Annotated in this window: 25 protein-coding genes; 20 read left to right on the forward strand and 5 right to left on the reverse strand. The window is 46.8% G+C overall.

Going from position 1 to position 25,318, the window contains the following annotated elements; translation table 11 throughout:
• Positions 1–20 precede the first annotated feature (20 nt).
• The 8 genes from gshB (at position 21) to LSG37_RS02540 (ending at position 7,491) form a co-directional block, all read left to right on the forward strand.
• Positions 21–1,001: a glutathione synthase gene (gshB, locus tag LSG37_RS02505; RefSeq protein WP_233078277.1), complete on the forward strand. Its 981-nt coding sequence runs from the start codon at positions 21–23 to the stop codon at positions 999–1,001.
• A gap of 9 nt (positions 1,002–1,010) precedes the next feature.
• Positions 1,011–1,568 (forward strand): YqgE/AlgH family protein, encoded by a 558-nt coding sequence (locus LSG37_RS02510; RefSeq protein ID WP_233078278.1) that lies wholly within the window; start codon positions 1,011–1,013, stop codon positions 1,566–1,568.
• Positions 1,568–2,002, forward strand: a complete 435-nt coding sequence (ruvX, locus tag LSG37_RS02515; RefSeq protein ID WP_233078279.1) for a Holliday junction resolvase RuvX — start codon at positions 1,568–1,570, stop codon at positions 2,000–2,002. The genes LSG37_RS02510 and ruvX overlap by 1 nt, the downstream gene beginning before the upstream one ends.
• Positions 1,992–2,252: a DUF1653 domain-containing protein gene (locus LSG37_RS02520; protein ID WP_233078280.1), complete on the forward strand. Its 261-nt coding sequence runs from the start codon at positions 1,992–1,994 to the stop codon at positions 2,250–2,252. Before ruvX ends, LSG37_RS02520 begins: the two co-directional genes overlap by 11 nt.
• A 161-nt stretch (positions 2,253–2,413) precedes the next feature.
• Positions 2,414–4,222, forward strand: coding sequence for a PAS domain S-box protein (locus tag LSG37_RS02525; RefSeq protein ID WP_233078281.1), 1,809 nt, complete (start codon positions 2,414–2,416; stop codon positions 4,220–4,222).
• Positions 4,223–4,226: 4 nt separating this feature from the next.
• Positions 4,227–6,599 carry a two-component system response regulator gene (locus LSG37_RS02530; protein ID WP_233078282.1) on the forward strand — a complete coding sequence of 791 codons (2,373 nt, stop codon included), beginning with the start codon at positions 4,227–4,229 and terminating at the stop codon, positions 6,597–6,599.
• A gap of 113 nt (positions 6,600–6,712) precedes the next feature.
• A complete protein-coding gene (locus LSG37_RS02535) occupies positions 6,713–7,009 on the forward strand; it encodes a nucleotidyltransferase domain-containing protein (RefSeq protein WP_233078283.1) in 297 nt (98 codons plus the stop codon).
• A complete protein-coding gene (locus LSG37_RS02540; RefSeq protein ID WP_233078284.1) occupies positions 7,006–7,491 on the forward strand; it encodes a hypothetical protein in 486 nt (161 codons plus the stop codon). The genes LSG37_RS02535 and LSG37_RS02540 overlap by 4 nt, the downstream gene beginning before the upstream one ends.
• 57 nt (positions 7,492–7,548) lie before the next feature.
• Here LSG37_RS02540 and LSG37_RS02545 read toward each other — a convergent pair whose 3' ends face one another.
• Both LSG37_RS02545 and LSG37_RS02550 read right to left on the reverse strand, forming a co-directional pair.
• Complete coding sequence (locus LSG37_RS02545) at positions 7,549–8,667, reverse strand: PilT/PilU family type 4a pilus ATPase (RefSeq protein WP_233078285.1); 1,119 nt, start codon at positions 8,665–8,667, stop codon at positions 7,549–7,551.
• Positions 8,668–8,672: 5 nt separating this feature from the next.
• Positions 8,673–9,737 carry a type IV pilus twitching motility protein PilT gene (locus LSG37_RS02550; protein ID WP_233078286.1) on the reverse strand — a complete coding sequence of 355 codons (1,065 nt, stop codon included), beginning with the start codon at positions 9,735–9,737 and terminating at the stop codon, positions 8,673–8,675.
• Between the two features lie 42 nt (positions 9,738–9,779).
• On the opposite strand from LSG37_RS02550, the gene LSG37_RS02555 reads away from it, so the two are divergent.
• The 12 genes from LSG37_RS02555 (at position 9,780) to LSG37_RS02610 (ending at position 20,485) form a co-directional block, all read left to right on the forward strand.
• Positions 9,780–10,469: a YggS family pyridoxal phosphate-dependent enzyme gene (locus tag LSG37_RS02555; protein WP_233078287.1), complete on the forward strand. Its 690-nt coding sequence runs from the start codon at positions 9,780–9,782 to the stop codon at positions 10,467–10,469.
• A 92-nt stretch (positions 10,470–10,561) separates the two neighbouring features.
• On the forward strand, positions 10,562–11,377 hold the full coding sequence (proC, locus tag LSG37_RS02560) for a pyrroline-5-carboxylate reductase (RefSeq protein ID WP_233078288.1): 816 nt from the start codon (positions 10,562–10,564) through the stop codon (positions 11,375–11,377).
• A 9-nt stretch (positions 11,378–11,386) separates the two neighbouring features.
• Positions 11,387–11,929 carry a YggT family protein gene (locus LSG37_RS02565; RefSeq protein ID WP_233078289.1) on the forward strand — a complete coding sequence of 181 codons (543 nt, stop codon included), beginning with the start codon at positions 11,387–11,389 and terminating at the stop codon, positions 11,927–11,929.
• The gene (locus LSG37_RS02570; RefSeq protein ID WP_233078290.1) at positions 11,930–12,220 is read left to right on the forward strand and encodes a DUF167 family protein; all 291 of its coding nucleotides are present in this window, start codon (positions 11,930–11,932) and stop codon (positions 12,218–12,220) included. It abuts the gene before it with no gap.
• Positions 12,220–12,645, forward strand: a complete 426-nt coding sequence (locus tag LSG37_RS02575) for a DUF4426 domain-containing protein (RefSeq protein ID WP_233078291.1) — start codon at positions 12,220–12,222, stop codon at positions 12,643–12,645. Before LSG37_RS02570 ends, LSG37_RS02575 begins: the two co-directional genes overlap by 1 nt.
• Before the next feature lie 57 nt (positions 12,646–12,702).
• Positions 12,703–13,335 (forward strand): RdgB/HAM1 family non-canonical purine NTP pyrophosphatase, encoded by a 633-nt coding sequence (gene rdgB / locus LSG37_RS02580; protein ID WP_233078292.1) that lies wholly within the window; start codon positions 12,703–12,705, stop codon positions 13,333–13,335.
• A complete protein-coding gene (gene hemW, locus LSG37_RS02585; protein WP_233078293.1) occupies positions 13,335–14,495 on the forward strand; it encodes a radical SAM family heme chaperone HemW in 1,161 nt (386 codons plus the stop codon). Before rdgB ends, hemW begins: the two co-directional genes overlap by 1 nt.
• Positions 14,496–14,530: 35 nt before the next feature.
• Positions 14,531–16,372, forward strand: a complete 1,842-nt coding sequence (locus LSG37_RS02590) for a DUF885 domain-containing protein (protein WP_233078294.1) — start codon at positions 14,531–14,533, stop codon at positions 16,370–16,372.
• 304 nt (positions 16,373–16,676) lie between these two features.
• Positions 16,677–17,801, forward strand: a complete 1,125-nt coding sequence (locus tag LSG37_RS02595) for a glycoside hydrolase family 43 protein (RefSeq protein ID WP_233078295.1) — start codon at positions 16,677–16,679, stop codon at positions 17,799–17,801.
• A 69-nt stretch (positions 17,802–17,870) separates the two neighbouring features.
• Positions 17,871–18,830, forward strand: a complete 960-nt coding sequence (locus LSG37_RS02600; protein ID WP_233078296.1) for an alpha/beta hydrolase — start codon at positions 17,871–17,873, stop codon at positions 18,828–18,830.
• Positions 18,831–19,318: 488 nt separating this feature from the next.
• Complete coding sequence (locus LSG37_RS02605; RefSeq protein ID WP_233078297.1) at positions 19,319–19,642, forward strand: hypothetical protein; 324 nt, start codon at positions 19,319–19,321, stop codon at positions 19,640–19,642.
• A gap of 105 nt (positions 19,643–19,747) precedes the next feature.
• On the forward strand, positions 19,748–20,485 hold the full coding sequence (locus LSG37_RS02610; RefSeq protein WP_233078298.1) for an abortive infection system antitoxin AbiGi family protein: 738 nt from the start codon (positions 19,748–19,750) through the stop codon (positions 20,483–20,485).
• A 183-nt stretch (positions 20,486–20,668) separates the two neighbouring features.
• Here LSG37_RS02610 and LSG37_RS02615 read toward each other — a convergent pair whose 3' ends face one another.
• The 3 genes from LSG37_RS02615 to LSG37_RS02625 all read right to left on the reverse strand — a co-directional run bounded on the left by LSG37_RS02615 (position 20,669) and on the right by LSG37_RS02625 (position 25,304).
• A complete protein-coding gene (locus LSG37_RS02615) occupies positions 20,669–21,502 on the reverse strand; it encodes a LytR/AlgR family response regulator transcription factor (protein ID WP_233078299.1) in 834 nt (277 codons plus the stop codon).
• A gap of 5 nt (positions 21,503–21,507) precedes the next feature.
• On the reverse strand, positions 21,508–22,593 hold the full coding sequence (locus tag LSG37_RS02620) for a sensor histidine kinase (protein WP_233078300.1): 1,086 nt from the start codon (positions 22,591–22,593) through the stop codon (positions 21,508–21,510).
• A gap of 77 nt (positions 22,594–22,670) precedes the next feature.
• Positions 22,671–25,304, reverse strand: a complete 2,634-nt coding sequence (locus LSG37_RS02625; protein WP_233078301.1) for a glycoside hydrolase family 3 protein — start codon at positions 25,302–25,304, stop codon at positions 22,671–22,673.
• Positions 25,305–25,318 lie beyond the last annotated feature (14 nt).

The following is a 25,318-nucleotide window of genomic DNA, read 5'->3' on the forward strand; positions in this document are numbered from 1 at the left end:
AGATCCAAACAGGAGTGAAGATGATTAAATTAGGCATAGTGATGGACCCGATTGCGGACATCAATATCAAAAAAGACTCCAGTTTTGCCATGTTGTTGCAGGCACAATCCCGTGGTTATCAGCTGCATTACATGGAAATGAATGACCTGTATTTAATTGAAGGTCAGGCCCGTGCCCGCACCCGCTTGTTATCTGTGCAGCAAAACGGTGAACATTGGTATGACTTTGGCGGCGCTCAGGACATCGCTTTATCCGATTTAGACGTTATTTTGATGCGTAAAGATCCGCCTTTTGATACTGAATTTATTTACGCCACCTACATCTTAGAAAGAGCTGAAGACGAAGGCACCTTGATTGTCAATAAACCACAGAGCCTGCGGGATGCCAACGAAAAGCTCTATACCGCCTGGTTTGCTAAACATACACCAAAAACTTTGGTGACCCGCGACGCAGCGCGTTTAAAGGCCTTTTACCAGCAAGAGCAGGATGTGATCTTAAAACCTCTGGATGGTATGGGTGGTGCTTCGATTTTCCGTTTAAAACCGGACGATGCCAACGTCAGCGTCATTATTGAAACCCTGACAGAACATGGCAGTCGCTATGCCATGGCACAACGCTTTATTCCTGAGATTAAAGACGGTGATAAACGTATTTTGGTGGTGAATGGCGAACCTGTGCCTTATTGCTTAGCCCGCATTCCAGCCAGTGGTGAAACCCGCGGTAATTTAGCGGCTGGTGGTCGTGGTGAGGCTCGTCCTTTAACTGAAAGCGACTGGGCCATTGCCCGTGCTGTTGGCCCGACTTTAAAAGCAAAAGGCTTGATTTTTGTAGGCCTGGATATTATCGGTGACCGACTGACTGAAATTAACGTCACAAGTCCAACCTGCATCCGTGAAATTGAAGCGGCTTTCCCAGTGAATATTACCGGCATGTTATTTGACCAGATTGAACTACTGTTAAAGCAGAACCAATTAGTAAAACAAAATCAGACTGGGTCCTAAGGCGGTTATATGGACAATTTTCAGAATCATTTATTGATTGCCATGCCGGGTCTTGATGACCCGATGTTTAAACGCAGCGTAACTTACATCTGTGAGCATAATGCTGAAGGTGCTATGGGTATTGTGATTAATCACCCTATGCCAGTCAAAGTGACAGAGCTGTTAAGCCAACTGCAGATTGAACATGATGAACAAAGCCACGCAGCAAAAGCCCAGGTTTGTGCTGGTGGCCCTGTGCAAAGTGACAGAGGTTTTGTACTGCACACGCCAAAAGAAGGTTACACCAGCAGTATGCGGCTGAATAACGATTTAATGGTCACCACTTCACGAGATATTTTAGAAAAGCTCACTACCGAAGAGGCGCCGGACAAATTTATTCTGGCCTTAGGTTATGCAGGCTGGAGTGCTGGCCAACTGGAAAAAGAAATGGCAGAAAACAGCTGGCTGATGATACCAGCCGACAATAACATTATTTTCGAAATGAGCCATGCCGAAAAATGGCAAGGTGCCGCTCATGCCATGGGTATTGAAGTCTGGCAATTAAGCCCAGAAGCAGGTCACGCCTGATGAGTAGTAGCGTCACCGTATTGGCCTTTGACTATGGCTTAAAAAGTATCGGCGTAGCAGTAGGTCAAAGCATGACAGGCACAGCCACTATGCTCAAGGCCTTAAAAGCTCAGGACGGTATTCCGAACTGGGACTTAATTGAAGCCTTAATCAAAGAATGGCAACCTAAACTGCTGGTGGTGGGTTTGCCGTTAAACATGGATGGCACAGAGCAGCCTTTCACCGCCCGTGTGCATAAGTTTGTCAATCGCCTACACGGCCGTTACGGTCTGCAAGTAAAAACTCAAGATGAGCGTTTAACCACAGTAGACGCCCGTTCGCAGCTCTTTGCTGAAGGTGGTTTTAAAAAACTCAGTAAAGAGTTGGTCGATAGCCTGTCAGCTAAACTGATTTTAGAAAGCTGGTTTGAAAACGGTGGCGCTTATGGCGATTAAAACCGGCTTCTACCGTCACTATAAAGGCCCTTTGTATCAAGTGCTTTCGCTGGTACGTCACAGCGAAACCGATGAGGAGTTGGTGCTGTACAGAGCCTTATACGGTGACTTCGGCTTATGGGTGAGGCCACTGGACATGTTTACCAGCAATGTCGAAGTGGCTGGCGAACTGGTGCCACGTTTTAGTTTTGTTTCAGATCAAGCCCCTGCGGAGTTAGGGGTTTTGCCAGTTACACTGCCTACCCCCTGACAGTCCGCTATCCGATACCCAATTCGATGCCCGACGGGCGGCGATAAAACCCGCTCTTAGCATTTAGCCCCTCCCCCGGGGCTTTTTTGTTTTTCATTACCGCCTTGATAAAACAACCACTTGTGTCTAAGTTGAAAACATGGAATTCAAGGCGTACTGACATGGAATCAAGTTCTGAACTAAAAGCTCTGGCGCTGGATGCGCTCAGTCACTCCCTGCCGACCGGTATTGCTGTGTTGGACAGGTCTTTTCGTTATATCAGTATCAACTCTATTTTGGCTGAATTTAACGGTGTTGCTATAGAGCGGCATTTAGGTCGGACAGTAGCGGAGGTATTGCCTGCTCTTGCAGATAGTATAATGCCGCTGCTGGAGCAGGTGCGGGATACAGGCAAAGCCTTGTTAAACTTCAGCGTGCTCGGGGATGGCAGCAATAACGCCGAACAGTCGCAATGGTCTGGCTCCTACATTCCACTGTTTAATTCAGAACAACAGCTTTGCGGTATAACTGTTGTTGCGCTGAACAGCACCATGGATTGGTTTGTACAACAAACACGCAAAGACGATTTAGAGCGCTTGCGGAAAATTCTCGACAATATGTTCAGCTTTGTCGGAATTCTTACACCGGATGGCACTTTATTAGACGCAAACAAACCGCCACTGGAACTGGCAGGCATCACACTGGAGCAAGTCCGTCATAAAAAATTCTGGGACTGCTTCTGGTGGCAACATGATGCGGCCTCAGCCAAACGCATAGAGAAAGCCGTGTCGGATGCCAGAGCCGGGATCATTAGCCGCTTTGATATCACTGCCCAAATGAAAGATGACATTGTGATCATGGATTTTATGCTGGCTCCGGTGTACGACGATCATCAACAACTGAGCTTTTTGGTACCTTCCGGCATCGAAATCACCAGCAGAAAACGTAGCGAACAAGAGTTACAGGACAGCGAAACCCGATTTCGCCGAGTGTTCGACAGCACGGCTGATGGCCTTGTTTCTATTGATGGTCAGGGCCTTATCACCTTAGCTAATACCAGAGCCTTACAGATGTTTGGTTATGAAGCGGGCCAGTTGACGGGTAAAGCTATAGAAATTCTGCTGCCAGAGCGTTATCAGAAGCATCATCCTGCATTGCGGCAGGGTTTTATGTTAGCCCCAACCACCAGGCCCATGGGACAACACCGCGAGTTGTATGCAAAACGTAAAGATAATACCGAGTTTCCGGTTGAAATAGGTTTAACTTACCTCGAAGGCGACAAAAAGGCAGCAGTGCTGGCGACGATCACCGATGTGTCGGCCGCTAAAGCCGCACAACAACACCTGCAAGGTATTATTGATGAAAAAACAGCCTTGCTGGCGGAGCGTACTTTATTGTTAAACGAGGTCCACCACAGAGTAAAAAACAACCTGCAGATTGTCTCCAGTCTGCTGAGTTTACGCTCTAGGGGCGCCACACCAGAATTAAAACAAGTACTGCTGGAGAGCCAGCTGCGGGTTCGCACCATGGCACTGACTCACCAGTTACTTTATGAAAAACGAGATTTTTCCTCAGTACCTCTGGCTAATTATTTAAGACAACTCTGCCAGTTAGTCAGGCAAACCCTGACCAATACTGACTTTATCAGCTTTGACTTTGCTCAAATAGACGATGACATTGTTCTAGCGCTGGAACAGGCTATTCCATGTGGTTTGTTAGCCACCGAAATTCTGACTAACAGCATCAAGCACGCTTTTCCCGGACAGCAACAAGGCCAGGTGAAACTGGCACTGACTCAGACAGGAAACAGAATAACATTAGAAATTGGCGACGATGGTATTGGCTTGCCTGAAAGTATCGAATTGGGCCAGGGAAACTCTTTGGGTATGCAATTGATCCCGGCTTTTATCGCACAACTAGGTGCTCAAATAGAGCTCAACCGCCACCAGGGCACCCTCTATTCCATCCATTTCTCATCAACCAGGGAATAAGGTTATGCAGACTAATATTCTGATTGTTGAAGACGAGTATATCGTCTCACTGGACTTAAAAAACACACTGGAAGACTTGGGTCACAGAGTCACAGGCACTATAGCCAGAGGCGAAGATGTGGTGGCTAAAGCGCTGGAGTTCCCGCCGGATTTGGTGCTGATGGATATTCAGCTTGCAGATAAAATGCGTGGCACTGAAGCCGCTGAGCAGTTAAAAAAACAAATGGACGTTCCTGTCATTTTTCTGACCGCGTACTGTGATGAAAATGTTTTGGAGCAGGCAGAAAAATCCTTCCCTCATGGTTATCTGATTAAACCTTTTGACCGCAGAGAACTGGAAGCCAGTATTCGTATGGCGGTGATCCGGCATCAGGCTGAACTGAAAGTACGCAACTCGGAACAGCGACTGCAGCAGACATTAAATGCAGCAAAAATGAGTCACTGGCAGCTGAACTTAACCACAGATCAACTAAACACTGATGATAGTTTCTACGACAATCTGCAACGCCCTGATGCCACAGAAGGCGGACTTTCACAGTTAAAAGCTATACTGGCTGACGATGAGCACCAACGCCTGTCGCAACTTTTCGCCCGCAAAAGGGATTTTAATACCGTCTTTACGGCAGCGCGAAAAAAGCCGCTGCAATACCTTGAATTATTTGGCCATTTTCAGACATCACAAAATCAGCATCTGATCAGCGGCATTTTGCGTGATGTAACCAGTAAACAAAAAGAAGAACTACAACTACGTCAGGCCAATACGGTATTTAAAACCACCTCCGAAGCTATTTTAGTCTTGGATGACGCTGGTGAGGTGATCTCAGTCAATCCGGCTTTTAGTCTGGTCACTGGCTACAGCGAAGCAGAAGTCAGAGGTATGAAACCGGACAACTTTTTGTACTCTCAACAAAGCTTTCCTGTCGCTGTGCGATTACAGGAGCTTAGTTCCAGCCATTGGAGTGGAGAGGTTGAATGTAAACGCAAAGACGGCTCTTTTTTCCCTGCCTGGCAACACTTATGTAAAGTGCGTGCGCCTATGACTCAGGGAGCTATCAGTCATTATGTAGTAATGTTCTCAGATATATCAGCACTACGACGCGCCGAAGAGCATTTGGCAACCTTGGCCTTCAGCGACCACCTGACCGGGCTTGGGAATAGGGTAAAACTTGAGAAAATGTTGCGAACTGAGCTTATCAGGGCGAACAGAAATCAAAGTATGTTAGGTATTTTGTATCTGGATCTGGATGGCTTTAAGCTGGTGAATGACACATTAGGCCATCATGCAGGCGATTTATTGTTGCAAGAGGTCGCGAAACGGATCAGCCAGCTTACAAGAGCCGGAGACGTTGCTACCCGGGTTGGAGGAGATGAGTTTGTGCTGGTGGTACCCGATATTCATCATCCTTCTGACTGCCTGCGTATTGCCGAAAAAATATTACTCATTATTGGCCAGGATATTTCACTGCAGGACAATATTGTGAATGTATCAGCCAGCATAGGTATTGCCTGCTACCCGGACGATGCGACCAGTTATGAGGAGCTGCTTAAATGCGCTGATTTGGCGATGTTTGCCGCCAAAGATGACGGCAGAAACAGATTTTCTTTTTTTAATCCGTTAATGGCAGAAAAAACCAGGCAAAGGGTACAAATCGAAAAAGACCTCAAAACCGCTTTGTATAAAACCGATGAACTCATCATGTACTACCAACCCATAGTACGGATCAACGATCAGGAATTAAGAGGTTTTGAAGCACTGATCCGCTGGGATCATCCCACTATGGGCTTTATTCCACCAGACCGTTTTATAAAAGTAGCAGAACAAAGCAATCTGATTAACGAAGTAGGTGACTGGGTATTTCAGCAGGTGTTCAAAGATATACCAGAATTGATCCAGCGCTATGGCAAAGATATAACTCTGTCCATCAATTTGTCGGTACGGCAGTTAGAAGATCAGCAGTTGGCAGATAAAATCAGGTTGTTAGCTGCCCGATTCGACGTCTCCTTGTCTATGATTTATCTTGAAATTACCGAAACAGCCCTGAGCCAAAGCCACAGCTTGTTGAACACACTTGACCAATTACGTTGCCTGGGCGCCCGCATTTCCGTCGATGACTTTGGTACCGGCTATTCATCCTTAAGCCGCTTGCGTGAGTTGCCTATAGATTGTTTAAAAATAGACAGAGCTTTTGTGATTAGTCTTGGCAAGGATCGCAGCAGTGCTGAGATAGTCCGGGCCATCTGCGCTTTAGGTAAAGCGTTGGGGTTAATCATTATTGCGGAAGGAGTCGAAACCCAAGCTCAATATCAAATTTTAAAAGACATTGGCTGTGATAAAGCTCAGGGCTATTTATTCGGCAGACCAGGGCCGCTGGGGTAAATTTTACCAGCTGTAGAAACACAACACTCAGCAACAATCCAAGGCAAGTCTGGTCCTGCTATCCACAGGGCGCTATACTCTCTATTAATCAATGAATTAATCGGACTTTTAGCGTGCGACTGACTCCATATGAAATTGAAAGTATCAAAACTTGTGTAAAAAAAGTTCTAGGGCCTGATGCTAAAGTCAGCCTGTTTGGCTCCCGAACTGACGATACAAAATCAGGAGGTGATATCGACCTTTTGGTACAAAGTCCAGTAGCTATTGATAATCCGGCCATGACAGCAGCACGAATTGAAGCGGAGATCATTATGACTCTGGGCGACCAAAAAATAGATGTCCTGCTGAAAGCTCCAAATCTTGCCATCCAACCTATTCATCAAATTGCCGAACAGGGAATTTTGTTATGACGCTAAATCAGGATGAACAACTGCGGTTGGCTTTTTTAATTCGTGTGATTAAAAAAGAACAACATCACTTATTGCAGACAGATGCCCGACTGTTTACAACCCCATTAACAGCAAAACAATTAGCCAGCTTAGAACAAAATATTAGCCTTGCTGAACAACTGGATGCTTTTGCCAGCCGTTTTGGCCGCTTGCAGGACAATGTAGGTGACAAGTTATTGCCTGCGGTATTACTGGCCTTGGGTGAAAAAAAAGGACCTGTGCTCGACAACTTGCATAAGGCAGAGCAATTTGGTTGGCTCAGTTCTTCCAGTGATTGGATCGCAGCCCGACAACTCCGAAATAAAATGGTGCATGAGTATATTGAAGACCCGGAACTTCTCGCCGCTTCATTTAATACAGCGCATCAATTTATTGATTTGTTACAACACTTTGCAAAGCAGCTAATAGAGGCTGTTGAGTCCAGAGGTTTAACGGATCAGTAAATGACAAAAATCTGCATGCTGAAATTTCCGCATGCAGACACAAAGAACCAGCATCATTTAATCGTTATCCGTTAAACCCGCCACTGTCACACCAGACAATAAACCAGAGCCTGTAGTGCCTTCTTTTAGCTTCATCATCAAACGTAAATCGTTGGGAGAATCAGCATAATGCAGCGCGTCAGCGTGGCTGATTTGGCCTGCTTTGTATAAATCGTACAACGCCTGATCAAAGGTTTGCATACCCAGCTCACGGGATTTGCTCATTACCGCTTTAATTTCGCCTATTTCGCCGCGTTTAATTAAATCAGCAATCAAAGGCGAATTCAGCAGCACTTCAATAGCGGCCACCCGCTTTTTACCATCCACGGTAGGTACCAGTTGCTGGGCTACTATGGCACGCAAATTCAGTGATAAATCAAAGAGTAGCTTGCCGTGTTTTTCTTTAGGCACCAAATGCATAATACGGTCTATGGCCTGGTTGGCGTTGTTGGCGTGCAAAGTCGCAATACATAAGTGACCGGTTTCTGCAAAAGACAACGCGTATTCCATGGTGTCCTGACTACGAATTTCACCAATCAATATCACATCAGGCGCCTGACGTAACGAGCTTTTCAGCGCCGCTTCAAACGACTCGGTATCAATCCCCACTTCGCGTTGAGTCACCAGGCTTTTTTGGTGATCGTGCACAAATTCAATCGGATCCTCGATGGTTAAAATATGACCACGGGCATTTTGATTGCGATAGCCCAGTAATGCCGCCAGCGAGGTAGATTTACCAGCGCCTGTGCCACCAACAAAAAGCACCAGCCCCCTTTTGGACATAATGATGTCTTTAAGCACGGCGGGCAGACCTAAATCGTCAGCTTTTGGAATAGTGGTGACGATACGACGGACCACCATACCAGCCTGATCGCGCTGCCAGAAGGCAGAGACCCGAAAGCGCCCTGCCTCATTGGCAATAGCGAAGTTACATTCTTTGTCCTGCTGAAACTGCGCTTGTTGTTTTGCCGTCATGGCGGATAACACCAACGCCAGCGATTGCTCAGGGTTAAGCACTTGTTCTGCTATAGGCTGCATTTCACCGTTAATTTTCGCCGAAGCTGCTAAGCCCGCGGTAATAAATAAATCTGAAGCACCAGCAGCCACCATTTTGTGTAAATAGTCGATTAAGCCCATTGCTGTTACCCCATCCGGCCCATAGAGCCCATGCTGTTAAAGGAGTTTTTATCCTGAGCTTTGGCCAACGCATCTTTTTGATTGATCACACCACGGCTGACCAGATTAATCAGGCATTGATCCATGGTCTGCATACCATGAGCTGCACCTGTTTGGATCACTGAGTACATCTGAGCAATTTTATCTTCACGAATCAGGTTACGAATAGCCGGAACCCCCAGCATAATTTCGTGGGCAGCCACCCTGCCGCCGCCATTTTTCTTCAGCAGAGTTTGTGAAATAACAGCTCTGAGCGATTCAGACAACATAGAACGCACCATGGCTTTCTCTTCACCAGGGAATACGTCAATAATCCTGTCTATGGTTTTTGGCGCTGAGGTGGTGTGCAAAGTGCCAAACACCAAATGGCCAGTTTCAGCTGCGGTCATCGCCAGACGAATGGTTTCTAAATCTCGCAGCTCACCCACCAGTATTACATCAGGATCTTCACGCAAGGCCGAACGCAAGGCATTGCTGAAACTATGAGTATCACGGTGTACTTCACGCTGGTTAATTAAACTCAGTTTATTCTGGTGCACAAATTCAATAGGGTCTTCTATCGTCAGAATATGATGGTTTTTGGTGCTGTTGATGTAGTCAATCATCGCCGCCAACGTAGTCGACTTACCCGAACCTGTAGGACCAGTCACCAGCACCAGCCCACGTGGGTTGTCGGAAATACTGCGAAACACATCGGGGGCATTTAAATCTTCCAGACTTAACACATCACTTGGGATGGTACGAAACACAGCAGCAGCGCCGCGGTTTTGTACAAAAGCATTGACACGAAAACGCGCTAAACCCGGCACTTCAAAAGAAAAGTCGGATTCGAGCTTTTCTTCGTATTCTTTACGCTGACGGTCATTCATAATGTCGTACACCAAAGAGTGCACCGCTTTGTGGTCTAAAGCCGGAATATTTAAACGTCGCACATCACCATCGACCCGAATGAGGGGTGGTACACCGGCTGATAAATGTAGATCCGAGGCTTTATGTTGCACACTAAAGGCGAGTAATTCGGTAATATCCATGGTGAAAAGCACTCCAAAGCAAAGGCCAGAAACAGAGTTGATATGACAAACAACATAGCAGAAGCGTTGAAATCAGCCTACAACGCCATCACAGAATTTCAGATAAAACAGCAATTAACGCCACAAAGCCGTCTGATTGCTGTCAGTAAAACCAAACCAGCCTCCTCTGTCGCTACTGCTTATCAGGCAGGTCAACGCGCTTTTGGTGAAAATTATGTGCAGGAACTGGTCAGTAAAGCGACAGAACTAAGTCACCTTAAAGGCATTGAATGGCATTTTATTGGCCCTATTCAATCGAATAAAACCAAAGACATAGCGCTTTATGCCGACTGGGTGCACAGCATAGACAGATTAAAAATTGCGGAACGTTTATCAGCACAGCGGCCTTTGGACAAAACACCACTTCAGGTGCTGTTGCAGGTGAATATCAGTGGCGAAGAGTCTAAATCAGGCGTTGAACCTGCCGACTTATTAAATTTAGCCACTGTGGTCGCTAAATTACCGCAGCTTACCCTTAAAGGTTTAATGGCCATTCCAGAGCCGGGTAAAGGCGCTGAAGCTTTTGAGCAGATGCAAAAGCTGTCACTGCAATTGCAACAGCAACATCCTGATGCAAAAGAACTTTCAATGGGCATGTCAGACGACTGGCAAGACGCTCTGCGCTTTGGTTCTACTATGATAAGATTAGGCACGGCCATTTTCGGAGCCAGGGAAACAAATTCGCATGATTGACAATACAGTGGCATTTATCGGTGCCGGCAATATGGCACAGTGCATTAATACGATGGGCATGATCATGTCCGCAGCCATGGAAACAAATTCGCATGATTGACAACACAGTGGCATTTATCGGTGCCGGCAATATGGCACAGTGCATTATTGGCGGTATGATTAAGCAGGGTTATCCGGCTGAAAATATTATTGCAGCCAACCGTAATGCAGAAAAATTAAAGGTTTTAAAAAGCCAGTACAAGATTGCAACCACCACAGACAATATCGAAGCGGTCACCAAAGCCGATGTCATAGTACTGGCGGTGAAACCACAGATGATGGCTGAAGTCTGTCAGCAATTGATAGAGCAGGCCCCTGAATGTCAGGAAAAACTGTTTATCTCCGTTGCCGCAGGTATTTCTGTCGAGCGTTTTGAGCAAATGTTAGGCCAGGTCCGTATTATTCGCGCTATGCCAAATACTCCGGCTTTAGTGGGTTTAGGCGTCACAGGTTTATTCCCAAGCCGCTGCTCTGTCTACGAGCAGTCTTTTACCGAAAAGCTGTTTGCAGGCACAGGCAAAACCGTCTGGCTGGAAAAAGAGCAGGACATTAACGCTATTATTGCGGTTACAGGCAGTGCACCGGCTTATTTTTTCTACTTTATGCAAGCCATGCAGCAAGTGGCACAGGAACTGGGTTTTGATGAAAACCAAGCCAAAGCAATGGTGGCGCAAACGGCTTTAGGTGCAGCCACTATGGCCAGTCAGTCTGAATTATCTTTTGAAGCGCTACGTGCTCAGGTGACGTCCAAAGGAGGCACCACACACGAAGCTATTGAAACTTTTAAACAACATAATCTTGAAAGCATGGTCAAAGACGCCATGTATGCAGCAATACGCCGTGCTGAAGAAATGGCAAAAACTCTTTAAGGACTCATAATGACCGAAGCATTCTTTTTTCTGTTAAGCAGCCTGATCAAACTTTATTTGATGGTGGTGCTGCTGCGTATCTGGCTGCAAAGCGCCAAAGCCGATTTTTACAATCCATTCAGCCAGTTTGTCGTCAAAGCCACCAATCCGGCTATTATTCCGCTGCGCCGTTTTCTGCCAAGCATGGGCCCGGTCGACACGGCCAGTTGGATCTTTGCTTTTGCCATTTGTGTGCTGCATGTGGTGATAGTACAACTGCTGCAATTAGGTCAGGTGCTTTACATGTATCTGCCATTAAGTGCCTTGGTATTGCTGATCACCGAAGCACTGCAACTGGCATTCTGGATATTAGTGATCCGCGCTTTACTGAGCTGGTTCAGTCAAGGCCGTAACCCGGTTGAGCTGGTGATGCATCAGTTAACCGAACCTTTATTACGTCCGGTACGCAGAGTCATTCCTGTAATGGGTGGTCTGGATTTATCTTTACTGGTGGTGCTGTTAGGCATCCAGTTTATCCAGATTTTATTGACCAATATGTTACGCGGTTTCTAATTGTTAACCCGGCTGGCCAATGGCGATATCCTGCTGCAATTGCATGTGCAGCCTGGTGCCAGCCGTGATCAGTTTTTAGGTTTGCATGGCGATGCCATCAAAGTGGCGATTAAAGCCCCACCTGTCGATGGCAAAGCCAATGCTCATTTGCAACAGTTTCTGGCACAAAGCTTTGACGTGGCTAAACGTCAGGTGCTGCTGGAAAAAGGCGAACTAAGCCGACAGAAAAAATGGCGCATTGTCGCGCCCTGCTCTGTTCCCGACGCCTTACAACCTTATCTGGAGTCCTGATGAAAAACTATTTGCTGACAGCAAGCCTGATTCTGGCCTTTTTTATGAATCCACTTCAGGCTGAACAAAAGAAAGTACTGGGGCCATGGGATGTGCATTACATCGCTTTTGACAGCACTATTATTGATGCCAAAATAGCGCAAAGTTATCAGCTGCAGCGCAGTAAATATCAGGCCGTACTGAATATTTCAGTACTGAACAGTGCAGACCAAAAAGCACAACAAGTACGCATTTCCGGCACTGCCACAGATCTAACGCAAAAGCAGATCGAACTCAGCTTTCGTGAAGTAAAAGAAGGCGATGCCATTTATTATTTGGCCCAAGTACCTGTGCACGACCAAAAACATCTGAAGTTTAAACTGGATATCTGGCAAGGCACAGAAAACCAGAAGTTAGAGTTTTCACAGATGTTTTATACCGAATAATCCCCTGTTTATCTGGCTCAGTATCCACTGAGCCTTTTTGTTTCAAAGGTTTCCCTAATGAATAAACTTGTTTTAGCCACTGGTAATAAAAGCAAATTAGCTGAGTTATCTGCCCTGCTTGCACCTTTTGACTGGCAGGTCGTGCCGCAGTCCGATTTTCAGGTGCCTGACGCTATTGAAGATGGCTTAAGTTTTATCGAAAACGCGCTGATTAAAGCCCGTCATGCCAGCCGTTTAACTGGCCTGCCCGCTATTGCCGACGACTCAGGTTTAGCAGTAGATGCTTTAGGTGGCGCGCCCGGTATTTATTCAGCCCGTTATGCCGGTGAGCATGGCAATGATTTAAAAAACCTGCAAAAGCTACTGGTCGATTTACAGGCTGTGCCGCAAGGCGAACGCGCTGCCCAGTTTCACTGTGTATTGGCTTTTGTTCGTCATGCCGACGACCCGGTTCCTGTGATAGCCCATGGCATCTGGCATGGCCAAATTGCCTTTGAAGCTTCAGGTTCAGGGGGTTTTGGTTACGACCCGATATTTATTCCTGATGACTGCAAGCCTGATGATGCCCAAAGCGCAGCGTCAACACAGTGTACGGCTGCAGAATTAACAGCAGAGCAGAAAAAGCAGTTAAGCCATAGAGGCAAAGCTCTGCGCTTATTGGTGTCTTTATTAAAAGGCGAACACGCCTGATGAGCCTGGCATCAACCACACAGCTGCAACTGCCGCCGCTGGCGCTTTATATCCACATTCCCTGGTGTATTCAAAAATGCCCTTACTGCGACTTTAACTCACATGCGGTAAAACAAGGTATTCCAGAGCAAGAATATATCAGTCATTTATTGGCCGATTTACACCAGGATTTAAGCTATGTGCAAGGCCGTAAAATCAGCTCGATATTTATTGGCGGCGGTACACCCAGCACTTTTAGTGGCGAAGGCATTCAGGCCATTTTAGATGGGGTACGCAAAGAGCTGCAGTTAACAGACGACTGCGAAATCACTATGGAAGCCAACCCAGGGACAGTGGAAGCAGCCCGTTTTGCTGCTTATGTGGCCGCTGGCGTGACTCGTTTTTCTATTGGCGTGCAAAGTTTTCAGACAGAACAACTGAAAGCCTTAGGCCGTATTCATGATTGCGATGAAGCTATTCATGCAGCACAACTTGCCGCTACCTTGCCACTGCAAAGTTTTAATCTGGATTTAATGCATGGGTTGCCCAATCAGGATGTTGCCGGTGCTTTGGCTGATCTACAACAAGCTATAGATTTAAAGCCACCGCATTTATCCTGGTATCAACTGACCATTGAACCTAATACCGCCTTTGCGTCGCGCCCTCCTGTATTGCCGGAAGACGAAGCCTTGTGGGATATTCAGGAGCAAGGCCATCAGTTGTTGCAGCAGCATGGCTACACTCAATACGAAATTTCAGCCTATAGCCAAAGCGGCTTGCAGTGCCGGCATAATCTGAACTACTGGCGTTATGGCGACTACTTAGGTATTGGCTGTGGCGCTCATGGCAAAATCACAGTGCCAGACACAGGCAAAATTATCCGGCCTGTGAAAATTAAACACCCCAAAGGTTATATGGATATCAGCAAAGGCTATCTGGATGAAAGCACTGAAGTAGCGCCTGAAGACAGAGCTTTTGAGTTTTTTATGAACCGCTTTCGTTTACTCGAAGCTTGTCCTAAACAGGATTTCAGCGCTTATACCGGCTTGCCCGTCACATCTGTGGAAGATGCACTTGCCAAAGCAGAGCAACTGGGGTTAATTAACAGCACAGAATTACACTGGCAAATCAGTCCAAAAGGCGCACGTTACCTGAATGATTTGCTGGGGCTATTTATTTGATCCAATTAACTACAAAAAATAATGAAGGTCCAATTATGTATTTACGTTATTCAGCACTGGCGTTGGCAGTAAGCCTGGCGACAGTCGCAGGCTGTAAACCAGCCCCAACTCCGATCGATCAAAGCAAAATCATTGAAGCGACAGTGGTTCTGACGGAAAACCAAAAAGCCGACGCGCTGTTTGAGAAAGTTTTCCAGCAGTCAGTAGATAACAGTCCGGAAACACAAACAGCTTTAGGCTTAAAAACCAATTACGATCAGTGGGATGATTTATCTGAAGCTCAAACACAAAAAGAGCTGGAACAAGCCAAAGAGCAACTGGCGCAGGTGCAAGCCTTAAATATGCAAAGCCTCGACACTGGCCGCCAATTGAGTGTAAAGCTGTTAACAGCGCGTTTGCAGGCCCGTTTAGATGATGCCAAATGGGACTTGTACAGCTACCCTGTGAATCAAATGTTTGGTACCCACTCCAATGTGCCTTCCTTACTGATTAACCAGCACAGCATCAGCGATGAATCAGATGCCAAAGCTTACATTGGCCGTTTAAAAGGCGTGACCACCTATTTCAAGCAACTGGAACAACAACTGCAAGCCCGCGCAGATATTGGTGTGTTGCCACCTAAGTTTGTGTTTGGTCATGTGATTGGTGCCAGTCGTAATATCATCAGCGGCTCGCCTTTTGACGGTGGCAACGACAGCACTTTATTGGCAGATTTTCGCGGTAAAGTACAAGAACTGAAGCTGGAGCAGGCTGAAAAAGACTTGCTGATCAAAGAAGCTGAACTGGCTTTGGTGGGCAGTGTAAAACCAGCCTATGAAAACCTGATCAAATTGCTGACCACCTTAGAAGAAAAAGCCGGTACTGAAGATGGCGTATGGCGCTTTAAAGATGGCGACTCCTATTACGCTACCCGTTTAGCCCGCATCACCACTACAGATTACAGCGCAGAAAAAATCCACCAGTTGGGTTTGTCTGAAGTTGCCCGTATTCACGAAGAAATGAAAGGCATTATGAAAAAAGTCGGCTTCAAAGGCGACTTACAGCAGTTTTTTGCCTTTATGCGTGACGACCCACAGTTTTATTACCCGGACACAGCCGAAGGCAAAGCAGAGTATTTAGCCGAAGCCACTCGTCTTATCGATACCATGAAATCGCGTTTGGATGAGCTCTTTATCGTTAAACCTAAAGCCGATATGGTGGTAAAAGCAGTTGAGCCTTTCCGTGAGCAATCAGCGGGGAAAGCCTTTTACGAGCAACCTTCTATGGATGGCAGCCGCCCTGGTATTTATTACGCCAACCTGTACCGCATGAGTGGTATGCCAAAGTATCAAATGGAAGCTTTGGCTTATCATGAAGGTATTCCAGGCCACCATATGCAAATTGCCATAGCACAAGAGCTGGACAATGTGCCTAAGTTCCGTAAGTTTGGTGGTTACACCGCTTATATCGAAGGCTGGGGCTTATACACTGAGTTCTTGCCAAAAGAGATTGGCATGTATCAGGACCCCTACTCCGACTTTGGCCGTTTAGCCATGGAACTATGGCGCGCCTGCCGTTTGGTGGTCGACACAGGTTTACATAATAAAAAATGGACCCGCGAACAGGCCATTCAGTATTTGGTCGACACCACACCAAACTCAAAAGGTGAAGCGGTAAACGCCATAGAGCGTTACATAGTGATGCCTGGCCAGGCCACTGCTTACACTGTCGGAATGCTGAAAATGCTGGAACTGCGTGAAAAAGCCAAAACAGCGCTGGGCGATAAATTCGACATCCGCCAATTCCACGACGTAGTACTGAAAAACGGAGCAGTGCCGCTGGACGTGCTGGAGCAGTTAGTTGATCAGTATATTCAGGCGTCTAAAGCAGCAGCTTAGTCCGAATGATCCCTCTTTATACGATGCGGGCGCCCCTTATGGGCGCCCGTTTTTTTGCCTAAATTCACACGATTTTTCAGCCTAAGCTGCTACTGACGCGATAAAACAAAGACTGTTTTTCCATAACTCCCTGCTACTGAAACCTCAGGATCCTTATCTAAAATCCCCGACTTACCCTGCCCAACTATTGATCAAATAAGGTAAAGCTATTAAACGGATTCGTAACAGCTTTGACGTTCCGTTATGCCGAAAATTTCTACACACTGTGCCTTATCCCATTATTGTGGCTTAAGGATACGCTTCAATGTTTACCGTTAAAACCTTCAGTACGACCAGAAAACCCTTGGCACAGCTGTGTCTGGCTTTATCTTTTTCAGGGATCTTGGCCTGCGGCACGGCACAGGCAGAGACAGCCCCCTCCAGCTTCGACAACCCTATTATTAAATACGATACCAAAGACCCAACCAATGAAGTGGGCGAACTTATCTACACAGCAGATCCGGCCGCTTTGGTACTTGATGACACTTTATATCTGTACAGCACGCACGATGAGGCGTTGCCGGATGGTAAAGATTATCGGATGTACGACTACCGACTTTGGACCAGTAAAGACTTAGTGACCTGGCAAAACAAAGGCGCAGTCTTTCGCTACTCTGACTTTCCGTGGGCCAGAGGAGACCAAAAAACCGGCAACGCTTACGCCCACCACGTGATCCACCGTAAAGATCAGTCAGGCAAGTCTAAATACTATTTTTATGCCGCAGTAGAAGGTGGCCAAACCGCAGGGAAATTTGGCTTTTCAATTGGCGTGGCTGTATCGGATAGCCCTGAAGGCCCGTTTAAAGACGCACGCGGTATGCCGATGATTTTGCTGGAAGATACAGCAAAGGATAAAGATCACACCTGGCGCAATATAGACCCGGCCGTTTTTATTGATGACGATGGCAAAGCCTACCTGTATTGGGGTAACCAGCAGTTATGGTGGGTTGAGCTTGAAGCCGATTTAGTGCATTTAAAAGGTGAAAGCTACAGCCTGGATGCAGAAGGAAAGATGCAAAACCGCGATACCAGTAAGGTGAAAATTCATGCGGTAGACACCTTGCCTAATTTCGAAGAAGGCCCTTACCTATCCAAGCACAACGGCATCTATTATCTGGTTTATGCGGCGGGTTTTCCGGAAAGTCTTGCCTATGCAACCAGCTCATCCGCCACAGGCCCATGGAAGTACCAGGGCATCATTATGGAACCTCTGCCTAACACCACCACTATCCACCCGGCGATGTTTGATTTTAAAGGCAACACCTATCTCGCTTATCACAGTGCTGACCTGCCAGGCGGTGGCAATTACCGTCGCTCAGTTAGCCTCGACAGAGTCTATTTCAATAAAGACGGCACTATTAAACCCATAGTGAGAACGTCCAAAAAATAATAGTGCGAACGTCTAAGAAGTAGCCCGAACCATCTGTTTATTCAGAAGATAAAAAAGGAAAGGAATGAGATGAAAGATCCAATAATACAGCTCAGCTCGTTAGGTTTTAGTAAGTTCCGGCTGCGCTTTATGCTGGCCGCCTGCATCTTCACAGCGCAAGCTTTTGCGCAATCAAATGACGTGATGACACCTATTGCATCACCCGTTCAGAGCAATGCAATAGAACTAGGCACAGGCCCACTGCCGGACGCTAAAGCACAAGAATCATGGCATTCGCAGTATGGCAGCAGATTTGCGCGTAATGTCACTGTCGCTACCCTAACGCCTTTTCTGCCCGATGCAAATATAGCCAGTGGCGCTGCTGTGATTGTTGCGCCTGGTGGCGGTTTTCGTACCTTGTCGATGGACAACGAAGGCTGGGATGTCGCCAGAGCTTTGGCGAAGCAAGGCATTGCCGCTTTTGTGCTGAAATACAGATTAAACCAAACACCGGCCGATATGGCGGCCTTTCAACAAGAAATGGCGCAGATGTTTTCCGGTACTGCCCGCCGCCCACCCCGCCCAGATCCGGCCGAAATGGCGACTCGCCTTGCACCGCAGCTTGAAGACTCAAGCGCAGCCTTTGCACTTATTCGCAAACGCGCTGCTGAGTGGAAAGTCGATCCGGACCGCATTGGCATGATAGGTTTCTCAGCCGGTGCCATGCTGACTATGGCAACAACGCTCGTCGGTAAAGAAACCAAACCCGCTTTTATTGCCAATATCTATGGCCCGCTGGCTGAAGTCACAGTGCCAGCCGATGCGCCGCCGCTTTTCGTTGCCCTTGCTGCAGACGATCCTTTTTTCGCCAATGGTGACTTTGGCCTGATTAAAAGCTGGCATCTAGCCAAGAAACCGGTTGAGTTTCACTTTTACGAGCAAGGTGGTCACGGCTTTGGCATGTACCCCAAAGACACAACAAGTACAGGCTGGTTTAATGCTTTTAGTAGCTGGCTAAAGATGCACGGCATGATGAAGCCTAAAGCCTAGGCGTCTGATAAAGATAGGCTGATGCCCTTAAATGCTCTGAGCCAGATCACATCACGCCGTAGGGGCGCCCCTTGTGGGCCGCCCGCTGACACTTTCTCAGAGAAGGTCCGTATCGTCACTCTGTGCCAGAAGCTGACATTGCTTGTAGATCTGGACGAATAGACAGTGTTATTTGCTTTTGCCAGAAAACAGGCACACTTTGCACAAACCAACAGGCACATTTATTTGTTGCTGAAGAAGGAAAAACACTCTAATTTAGATACTTAGCGCGGACCAAACTAAAAATAACAGGCCAGAGAAAAGTAATAATGTGCCAGCACGCTTTGGGTCGCAGCTAGTAGTGGTTGATTGTAATTAATCGCTTTTTATCAATACGTTAAAGCTGGTGTCTCATCTGGTAAAACCAGAGAAAGCGTGCCAGCACAATATACAACTGTTATACCTTTGGTTCGGATTTCGCTTTAATTTTCAACATAGAAGACTAATTGATGCCAACTATTGACGAAGTATATAATTTTCAGTGCAAGGTTTTTGAACCCGAAACTGCAGATCTATCGGAAAAAGAGCTTAAAAAAATGCTCAAACAGCTATATGCCTATTTTCCATACACTAAGAAAAAAGATGGCAATAAAGAACCGTATGCAACGGATTTAGACTATTCGAAAAAATGGTTTAAATGTTATGACCACTTGCTGAACCTTTTAACAATGAAACGTCAAGAGTCTCGATACAAAGTTTCTTTTTGGCTCTCAGTTACAGCTCTTGTTGTTTCAGTTTGTGGTGTTGCAATTCGAGCAGTGCTTGGTGGTTAAAGGTATAACAAGCGCAGTCACAATCGGCCACTTCGTGGCCTGGACCTCAACCGCTGCGCGGGTTTCGGCCTGTGCTGCGGGCGTTAGCACTACAAGGAGAGTTAGTTGAATCCAAAATCTCACACACTTTTTCATTTCACAAAAAGTAGCGAAGTGCTAAAGCTAATCATAAAAAATGGTTTTTGGCCGAGATATTGTGCCGAAGATGTGAATTGGCTCGGATACAAGGATTTTGACTACATAGCTTACCCAATGGTTTGTTTTTGTGATATTCCTCTGTCTAGAACTGATGAACATGTGCAATTCTATGGGGCATTTGGGATCGGCCTCACTAAGGAGTGGGCAGTAGCCAACAAAATAACTCCAATCCATTATGTTTCAACTAATAGCCTTATCCCCAAAACATTCAGGGATATTATTGATCTGAACATTAAGCTTAGTGAAGAAGATGTAGCAAAGAGCAAAGTCCTTGTAAGGTATTTATTGGCTCATTCTAAGCCAACTGAAGGCAATATGGTGATCGGTGGTAAAGTTGTCAGAAAAGAGTTTTATCAAGAATCTGAATGGCGTTACGTACCTAAAAACGATAATGTTCCAGATTACTTAAATAAAGAAATATTTGAATCGGCAGATAAGCTAAAAGACCAAAATGAACTGACAAAAGAAAACTGTTCAATAACGTTTACTCCTAAAGATGTTAAATACATTTTCGTGAAAAATGATTCTGATATTCCTGATATGGTCAATTTTATACAGAATGAGCTAGATCATTTCCCAAGCATTGACTTAAAAGTATTAGTTTCCAGAGTTACTTCACTAGAAAGTATTACTAGAGATTTGTAATGCTAACAAGTTGCTTAATTTCGTTCCGGCCACAAAAAGCGTGGGCTCCACTGGACTGCCTGCGCTGCGGCAGCCAATTAGCAAAGCGTTATGTCTGCAATTCGCTCTTTGCAGTCCATCCCCACTAAATCTGTCGCTCGAAACAATTCCTTCCGGTCGCGGTTTAAAACACTGCGGCTAGATTTACCCCAACAACCTCTGCTTCAAGGCTTTGGCATAAGTGCGGCTTACTTTCAGTACCTTTTGATTCAGCAATACAGCGTTGTACTCGGAGTTGCAGAGCGGTTGTAGTTTTTCGATATAGGTCAGGTTCACCACTGTTGATTTATGAATGCGGACAAAGACATCGGGCAACCGCTCGTCAATCAGGCTTTTTAGCCTGGCCCGCATCACATAAGTCTCAGCCTGGGTGTGCACACACATATAGTCTCCGGCGGCGTCAATCCAGATAATGTCCTGATAAGGGATCAACTGAATGGGGTTGCGCCCGTCCTGGATCACCAGTTTCTGCCGTTCTATACAGTATTGCGGCTCGGCTACTTCTGCATTGTCCTCAGCACTGCGCTCTTTACTGCTCCCAGTGTTGCCCCCCTGCTGCTCTTTAGTTATTTCTGCAACAGCAGACAGTAGCTGTGCTTTGTCGGCACGGTTGCTCGTCAACTCACTCACTCTGGCTATAGCTTCAGCTAAACGTTCCAGTTTCACGGGTTTTAGTAAGTAATCAAGGGCTCGTACTTCAAAGGCTTTTACCGCATGTTGATGAAAGGCGGTGACAAAGACAATGGCCGGACAATGCTCGGGTTGAAGTTGCCGGATCAGCTCAAAGCCGCTTTGCTCCGGCATTTCAATATCCAGAAAAATCAGATCGGGCGTCTGAGTATTAATCAAAGCTATAGCTTCAGCTACGCTGTTGGCTTCGCCTATTACCTGAATGTGCGGGAAGGCTTCCAGTCGCAATCGCAAGCCTTCGATGGCTGCTGGTTCGTCGTCTACGATCAGAGTCTTTACTATCGTCATCTTGTTCACCACTGAGGCGGACCTGGTCGTTCTTGAGGTATGTTAATTTGGATCCAGGCGCCATCTTCCGCTCTGTTGCCAAAACTAAAAGAACTTTGGCCAGGGTAAATCAGCGCTATACGCTCTTCACAATTGTGCAGGCCTATACCAGTAGATGGGCCGGTAGATCCAGTCTCAGGTTGCTCAGCAAAACCACTGCCATTGTCCAGCATTCGGATCTGCAACTGGCCGTTTTGCTGACTAAAGCTCACAGTAATGGCATAACTTTGTTGCGACATACGCATGCCATGTTTCAGCGCGTTTTCGGCCAGAGGTTGCAGTAACAAAGAGGGCATCAGCAAACCTTTGACGTCATCGTCGGCCACTATAGATACATTCAGCTTATTTCTGAACCGGCACTGCTCTACATCAAAGTAAGTTTGTAAGATCTGTATTTCTTCTGCCACTGTCACTTTGGCCAAAGGGTCTGTGTACAAACTGTAGCGCAGTAAGTCACAGAGCTTTTCCAGCATGGAGACTGCATGTTGATTGTCTTGCTTTAAAATTAAGGTGCAAATAGCGTTAATGCTGTTAAACATAAAATGCGGATTGAGCTGATAGCGCAGCATTTTTAACTGGGCCTCTTTGGCCAGATGAATAGCTTCGGCTGCCTTTTGCCGCTGCTCCATGGTTTCGAAGGTGGCTTTGGAGGCGTAGTACAAGGCGGTCCAGGTGAGTAAAATAGTTAAAGAAGCAGAGTTCCAGGTGCCGAAGTCGAACCAAGTCATAGACTGCCATATCTGGCCATACAGCCACTGCAAGGTTTGCCACTTCCACTGAGTCCACACCAGACAACTAAGCAAAATCACCAGTAAATGCCAGAGAATTTTTGAGCGGGTGTGTTGCGCGCTGACATTACGGTACCAGGCCCGCAATAACAGAGTAAGCATAAAGCCAAAGCTGGTATCCAGCAGCAGATGAGGCAAGCCTAGCTGCCAGGGTTCCTGACTGGGAATTTTAATCATCAGCGCTGTCAGTACAGCATATACAGCCCAGCCACCGCTTTGACAGAGCCAGAATAGTTGATTACGACTTAAAGATTGCAACACCATTCAATTCCAATTAAAAAAAACGAACAGCGTTGCTATGAAAAGCACCACTGTTCGTTCTTTAGTAGTGATCAGGTTGGCTAATTAGCGCAGCCTATCAGCACAGTGCCTTGAGCCGCTTCTGTACTTTTTTGTGCAGAAAGCACCATCTCTGCCACCGCCAAACTATGCTGTCCGCTTGAGCTAAACACCAACGCATCTGAAATACGTTTTACGGCTGAGGCGTCAGCACAATCCAGTGCCACTTCCACAGTATGCCATACACCAGGCTTTAAGTGCGCAAGTGGTTCTGTCAGTGACAACTGACGCTGACAAAGTCCCTGCTGATCACAAAGCACAGCCAGGCTTAGTTCTGCTGGTACTTGCTGGTCAAAGCGCAAGCTAAAACGCAATGCCTTGGCTGTTTTGTATTTGGATGCAGCAACAGGCTTGATATAACGCAAGCTGGCTGATGCCTTAGCCGCTGCATTCCAACGTAACTGTCGGCCATCTTCCTGGTAGGACAAGTTCACCGACTGCATGGCCAAACTTTTACCGTCAGCACTGACACCATAAGGCGTGGTAATCAGAGCTTCTTTGTTTTGCGCAACGCTGCTGTCCGATAACACCCAGGCCATATCTGCAGATAAGTTGCGTAAAAACAACGGCTGAATGCCTTGATCCGAACTGCTTGCTGCTGTTGCAGATACCTGCTCAGACAAAGGGCCAAGTTCTGTGTGCTCTGCATAAGTTAAGCCATAGCCATAAGCAAACAAGGGGTCATAGTTGGCATCGCCTTTGTTCAGCACAAACTGATGGTCATACTTAGGCCATGAAAAACTCAGTTTACCCTGGAAATCATAACGCGCTTTGCCCTGACTATCAGCCAGCAGCACATCAGCTACGCCTTGCCCTTCAGAACCTGGTAACCAAGCCACCACAAAGGCGTCGGAGGCGTTCAGTTCTTTATTGGTCCACAGCGGCCGGCCAGTTAAAAATACGGTGACCACTGGAATACCCTGCTGTTTTAGCTTTTTAATTAAGGCTAAATCGCTCTTATCGCCGTGCTGGTATTCCAGCTGCTGAATATCGCCAAACCATTCGGCATAAGGGTTTTCGCCTATCACCACTACTGCTACATCAGGTTTTTGGCTGTAGTTGCCATCCACCGCCAGTTCGACTTTTCCGCCGGCAGCTTCAACTTGTTGACGTAAGCCCTGGTAGACAGAAGTCGCATTGGGGAAATCAGCATTGGTGTTGTCCGTGCCCTGCCAGGACACGCTCCAGCCACCTGCTTGTTTGGCAATATTATCTGCACCATCGCCAGCCACCAGCACCCGGCTTTTCGCTGATAACGGCAGTACTTTTTGGTTGTTTTTTAACAGCACTAAAGATTTTCGCACAGCTTCGCGTGCTAGTTCTTTATGCTCCTGACTGTTAAATACCGCCATTTGAGCAGATTCAACCCGGCTGGACGGTTTGCCACGTTCCAGCAGGCCCCAGCGAATTTTCGCCCGTAAAAAGCGTCGCACTGCGTCGTCTATCCGCGCCATAGGGATAATACCCTGCTCCACCTGGCGAATGGTGTTGTGGTAAAAAGCTTCAAAGTGCTCAGGTACCATCAGCACGTCGACACCAGCATTAATAGCACCGGCGCACTGTTCCAGATCGCAACCTTCTACAAACTTATGGCCGTTCCAGTCAGTGACCACAAAACCATCAAAACCCATTTGGTTTTTCAGTACATCGGTCAGCAGATATTTATGGCCATGCAAGCGCACGCCATTCCAGCTGTTAAAAGACACCATCACCGACTGCACACCAGCCTGAATGGCGGTCATATAGCCTGCAGCATGAATATCACGCAGGCCTTGTTCATCAACCAGGGTGTCACCGCGGTCTATGCCTTTTTCAGTGCCACCATCGCCTACAAAGTGCTTGGCTGTGGCAATACGGCCAAAACCCTGCAGGAAATCTTTGCCCAAAGTGCCCTGTAAACCTGACACCATCTGGCCGGCATAAGCTTTGACTATGGCAGGGTCTTCAGAGTAACTTTCATAAGTGCGGCCCCAGCGGTCGTCACGTACTACTGCGACTGTAGGTGCAAAGCTCCATTCAATACCAGTGACCGCAACTTCTTTAGCGGTCGCCACACCAATACGGTGGATAAGCTCTGGATCATTGGCTGCACCCAAACCTATATTGTGTGGAAACAAAGTGGCGCCATAGACATTGCTGTGGCCGTGCATAGCGTCTGTGCCCCAAATGGTTGGAATACGGCTGCCATCTTCTTTGGCATCGACAGAGGCCTCATACATTTCGTCAGCGTATTTTAACCAAACCTCTGCAGAAGCTTGTTTTTGACCATAAGGCGCTGTATTACCGCCATTGAGGTAAGAACCAAAGCCGTACTTGCGCATTTGTGCTAAAGACAAATAACCGATTTCCGGCTGGATCATCTGTGCTACTTTTTGCGCCAGCGTCATGCGAGCTAATATCTGATCCAGTACTTTTTCAAGTTCCGGGTCGCGCTTTAACCCCGTATTGACATAAGGCCACTGCACTGTTTGCGGTAAAGCGGTAGCCTGGGCAGTTTTTACTTCGGCCTTGTTTCCTGCCTGAGTGTCAGCGGCTGTGGCATAAGCCGCAGTTACCAGCACTAAGCCCAGCAATGCCACTTTTTGCTTTTTGTGGAGGGTTTTAATAAGAGTTTTATTGCTCTTGGTACTGATCATGAACATCTTCCTTC

It is taken from the genome of Rheinheimera soli (assembly GCF_021290985.1).
Classification (GTDB): domain Bacteria; phylum Pseudomonadota; class Gammaproteobacteria; order Enterobacterales; family Alteromonadaceae; genus Pararheinheimera; species Pararheinheimera soli.

Coding starts and splice junctions, on each gene's coding strand:
- gshB (WP_233078277.1), top strand. CDS start 21: ATGATTAAATTAGGCATAGTGATGGACCCGATTGCGGACATCAATATC.
- LSG37_RS02510 (WP_233078278.1), top strand. CDS start 1,011: ATGGACAATTTTCAGAATCATTTATTGATTGCCATGCCGGGTCTTGAT.
- ruvX (WP_233078279.1), top strand. CDS start 1,568: ATGAGTAGTAGCGTCACCGTATTGGCCTTTGACTATGGCTTAAAAAGT.
- LSG37_RS02520 (WP_233078280.1), top strand. CDS start 1,992: ATGGCGATTAAAACCGGCTTCTACCGTCACTATAAAGGCCCTTTGTAT.
- LSG37_RS02525 (WP_233078281.1), top strand. CDS start 2,414: ATGGAATCAAGTTCTGAACTAAAAGCTCTGGCGCTGGATGCGCTCAGT.
- LSG37_RS02530 (WP_233078282.1), top strand. CDS start 4,227: ATGCAGACTAATATTCTGATTGTTGAAGACGAGTATATCGTCTCACTG.
- LSG37_RS02540 (WP_233078284.1), top strand. CDS start 7,006: ATGACGCTAAATCAGGATGAACAACTGCGGTTGGCTTTTTTAATTCGT.
- LSG37_RS02545 (WP_233078285.1), bottom strand. CDS start 8,667: ATGGGCTTAATCGACTATTTACACAAAATGGTGGCTGCTGGTGCTTCA.
- LSG37_RS02550 (WP_233078286.1), bottom strand. CDS start 9,737: ATGGATATTACCGAATTACTCGCCTTTAGTGTGCAACATAAAGCCTCG.
- LSG37_RS02555 (WP_233078287.1), top strand. CDS start 9,780: ATGACAAACAACATAGCAGAAGCGTTGAAATCAGCCTACAACGCCATC.
- proC (WP_233078288.1), top strand. CDS start 10,562: ATGATTGACAACACAGTGGCATTTATCGGTGCCGGCAATATGGCACAG.
- LSG37_RS02565 (WP_233078289.1), top strand. CDS start 11,387: ATGACCGAAGCATTCTTTTTTCTGTTAAGCAGCCTGATCAAACTTTAT.
- LSG37_RS02575 (WP_233078291.1), top strand. CDS start 12,220: ATGAAAAACTATTTGCTGACAGCAAGCCTGATTCTGGCCTTTTTTATG.
- rdgB (WP_233078292.1), top strand. CDS start 12,703: ATGAATAAACTTGTTTTAGCCACTGGTAATAAAAGCAAATTAGCTGAG.
- hemW (WP_233078293.1), top strand. CDS start 13,335: ATGAGCCTGGCATCAACCACACAGCTGCAACTGCCGCCGCTGGCGCTT.
- LSG37_RS02590 (WP_233078294.1), top strand. CDS start 14,531: ATGTATTTACGTTATTCAGCACTGGCGTTGGCAGTAAGCCTGGCGACA.
- LSG37_RS02595 (WP_233078295.1), top strand. CDS start 16,677: ATGTTTACCGTTAAAACCTTCAGTACGACCAGAAAACCCTTGGCACAG.
- LSG37_RS02600 (WP_233078296.1), top strand. CDS start 17,871: ATGAAAGATCCAATAATACAGCTCAGCTCGTTAGGTTTTAGTAAGTTC.
- LSG37_RS02605 (WP_233078297.1), top strand. CDS start 19,319: ATGCCAACTATTGACGAAGTATATAATTTTCAGTGCAAGGTTTTTGAA.
- LSG37_RS02615 (WP_233078299.1), bottom strand. CDS start 21,502: ATGACGATAGTAAAGACTCTGATCGTAGACGACGAACCAGCAGCCATC.
- LSG37_RS02620 (WP_233078300.1), bottom strand. CDS start 22,593: ATGGTGTTGCAATCTTTAAGTCGTAATCAACTATTCTGGCTCTGTCAA.
- LSG37_RS02625 (WP_233078301.1), bottom strand. CDS start 25,304: ATGATCAGTACCAAGAGCAATAAAACTCTTATTAAAACCCTCCACAAA.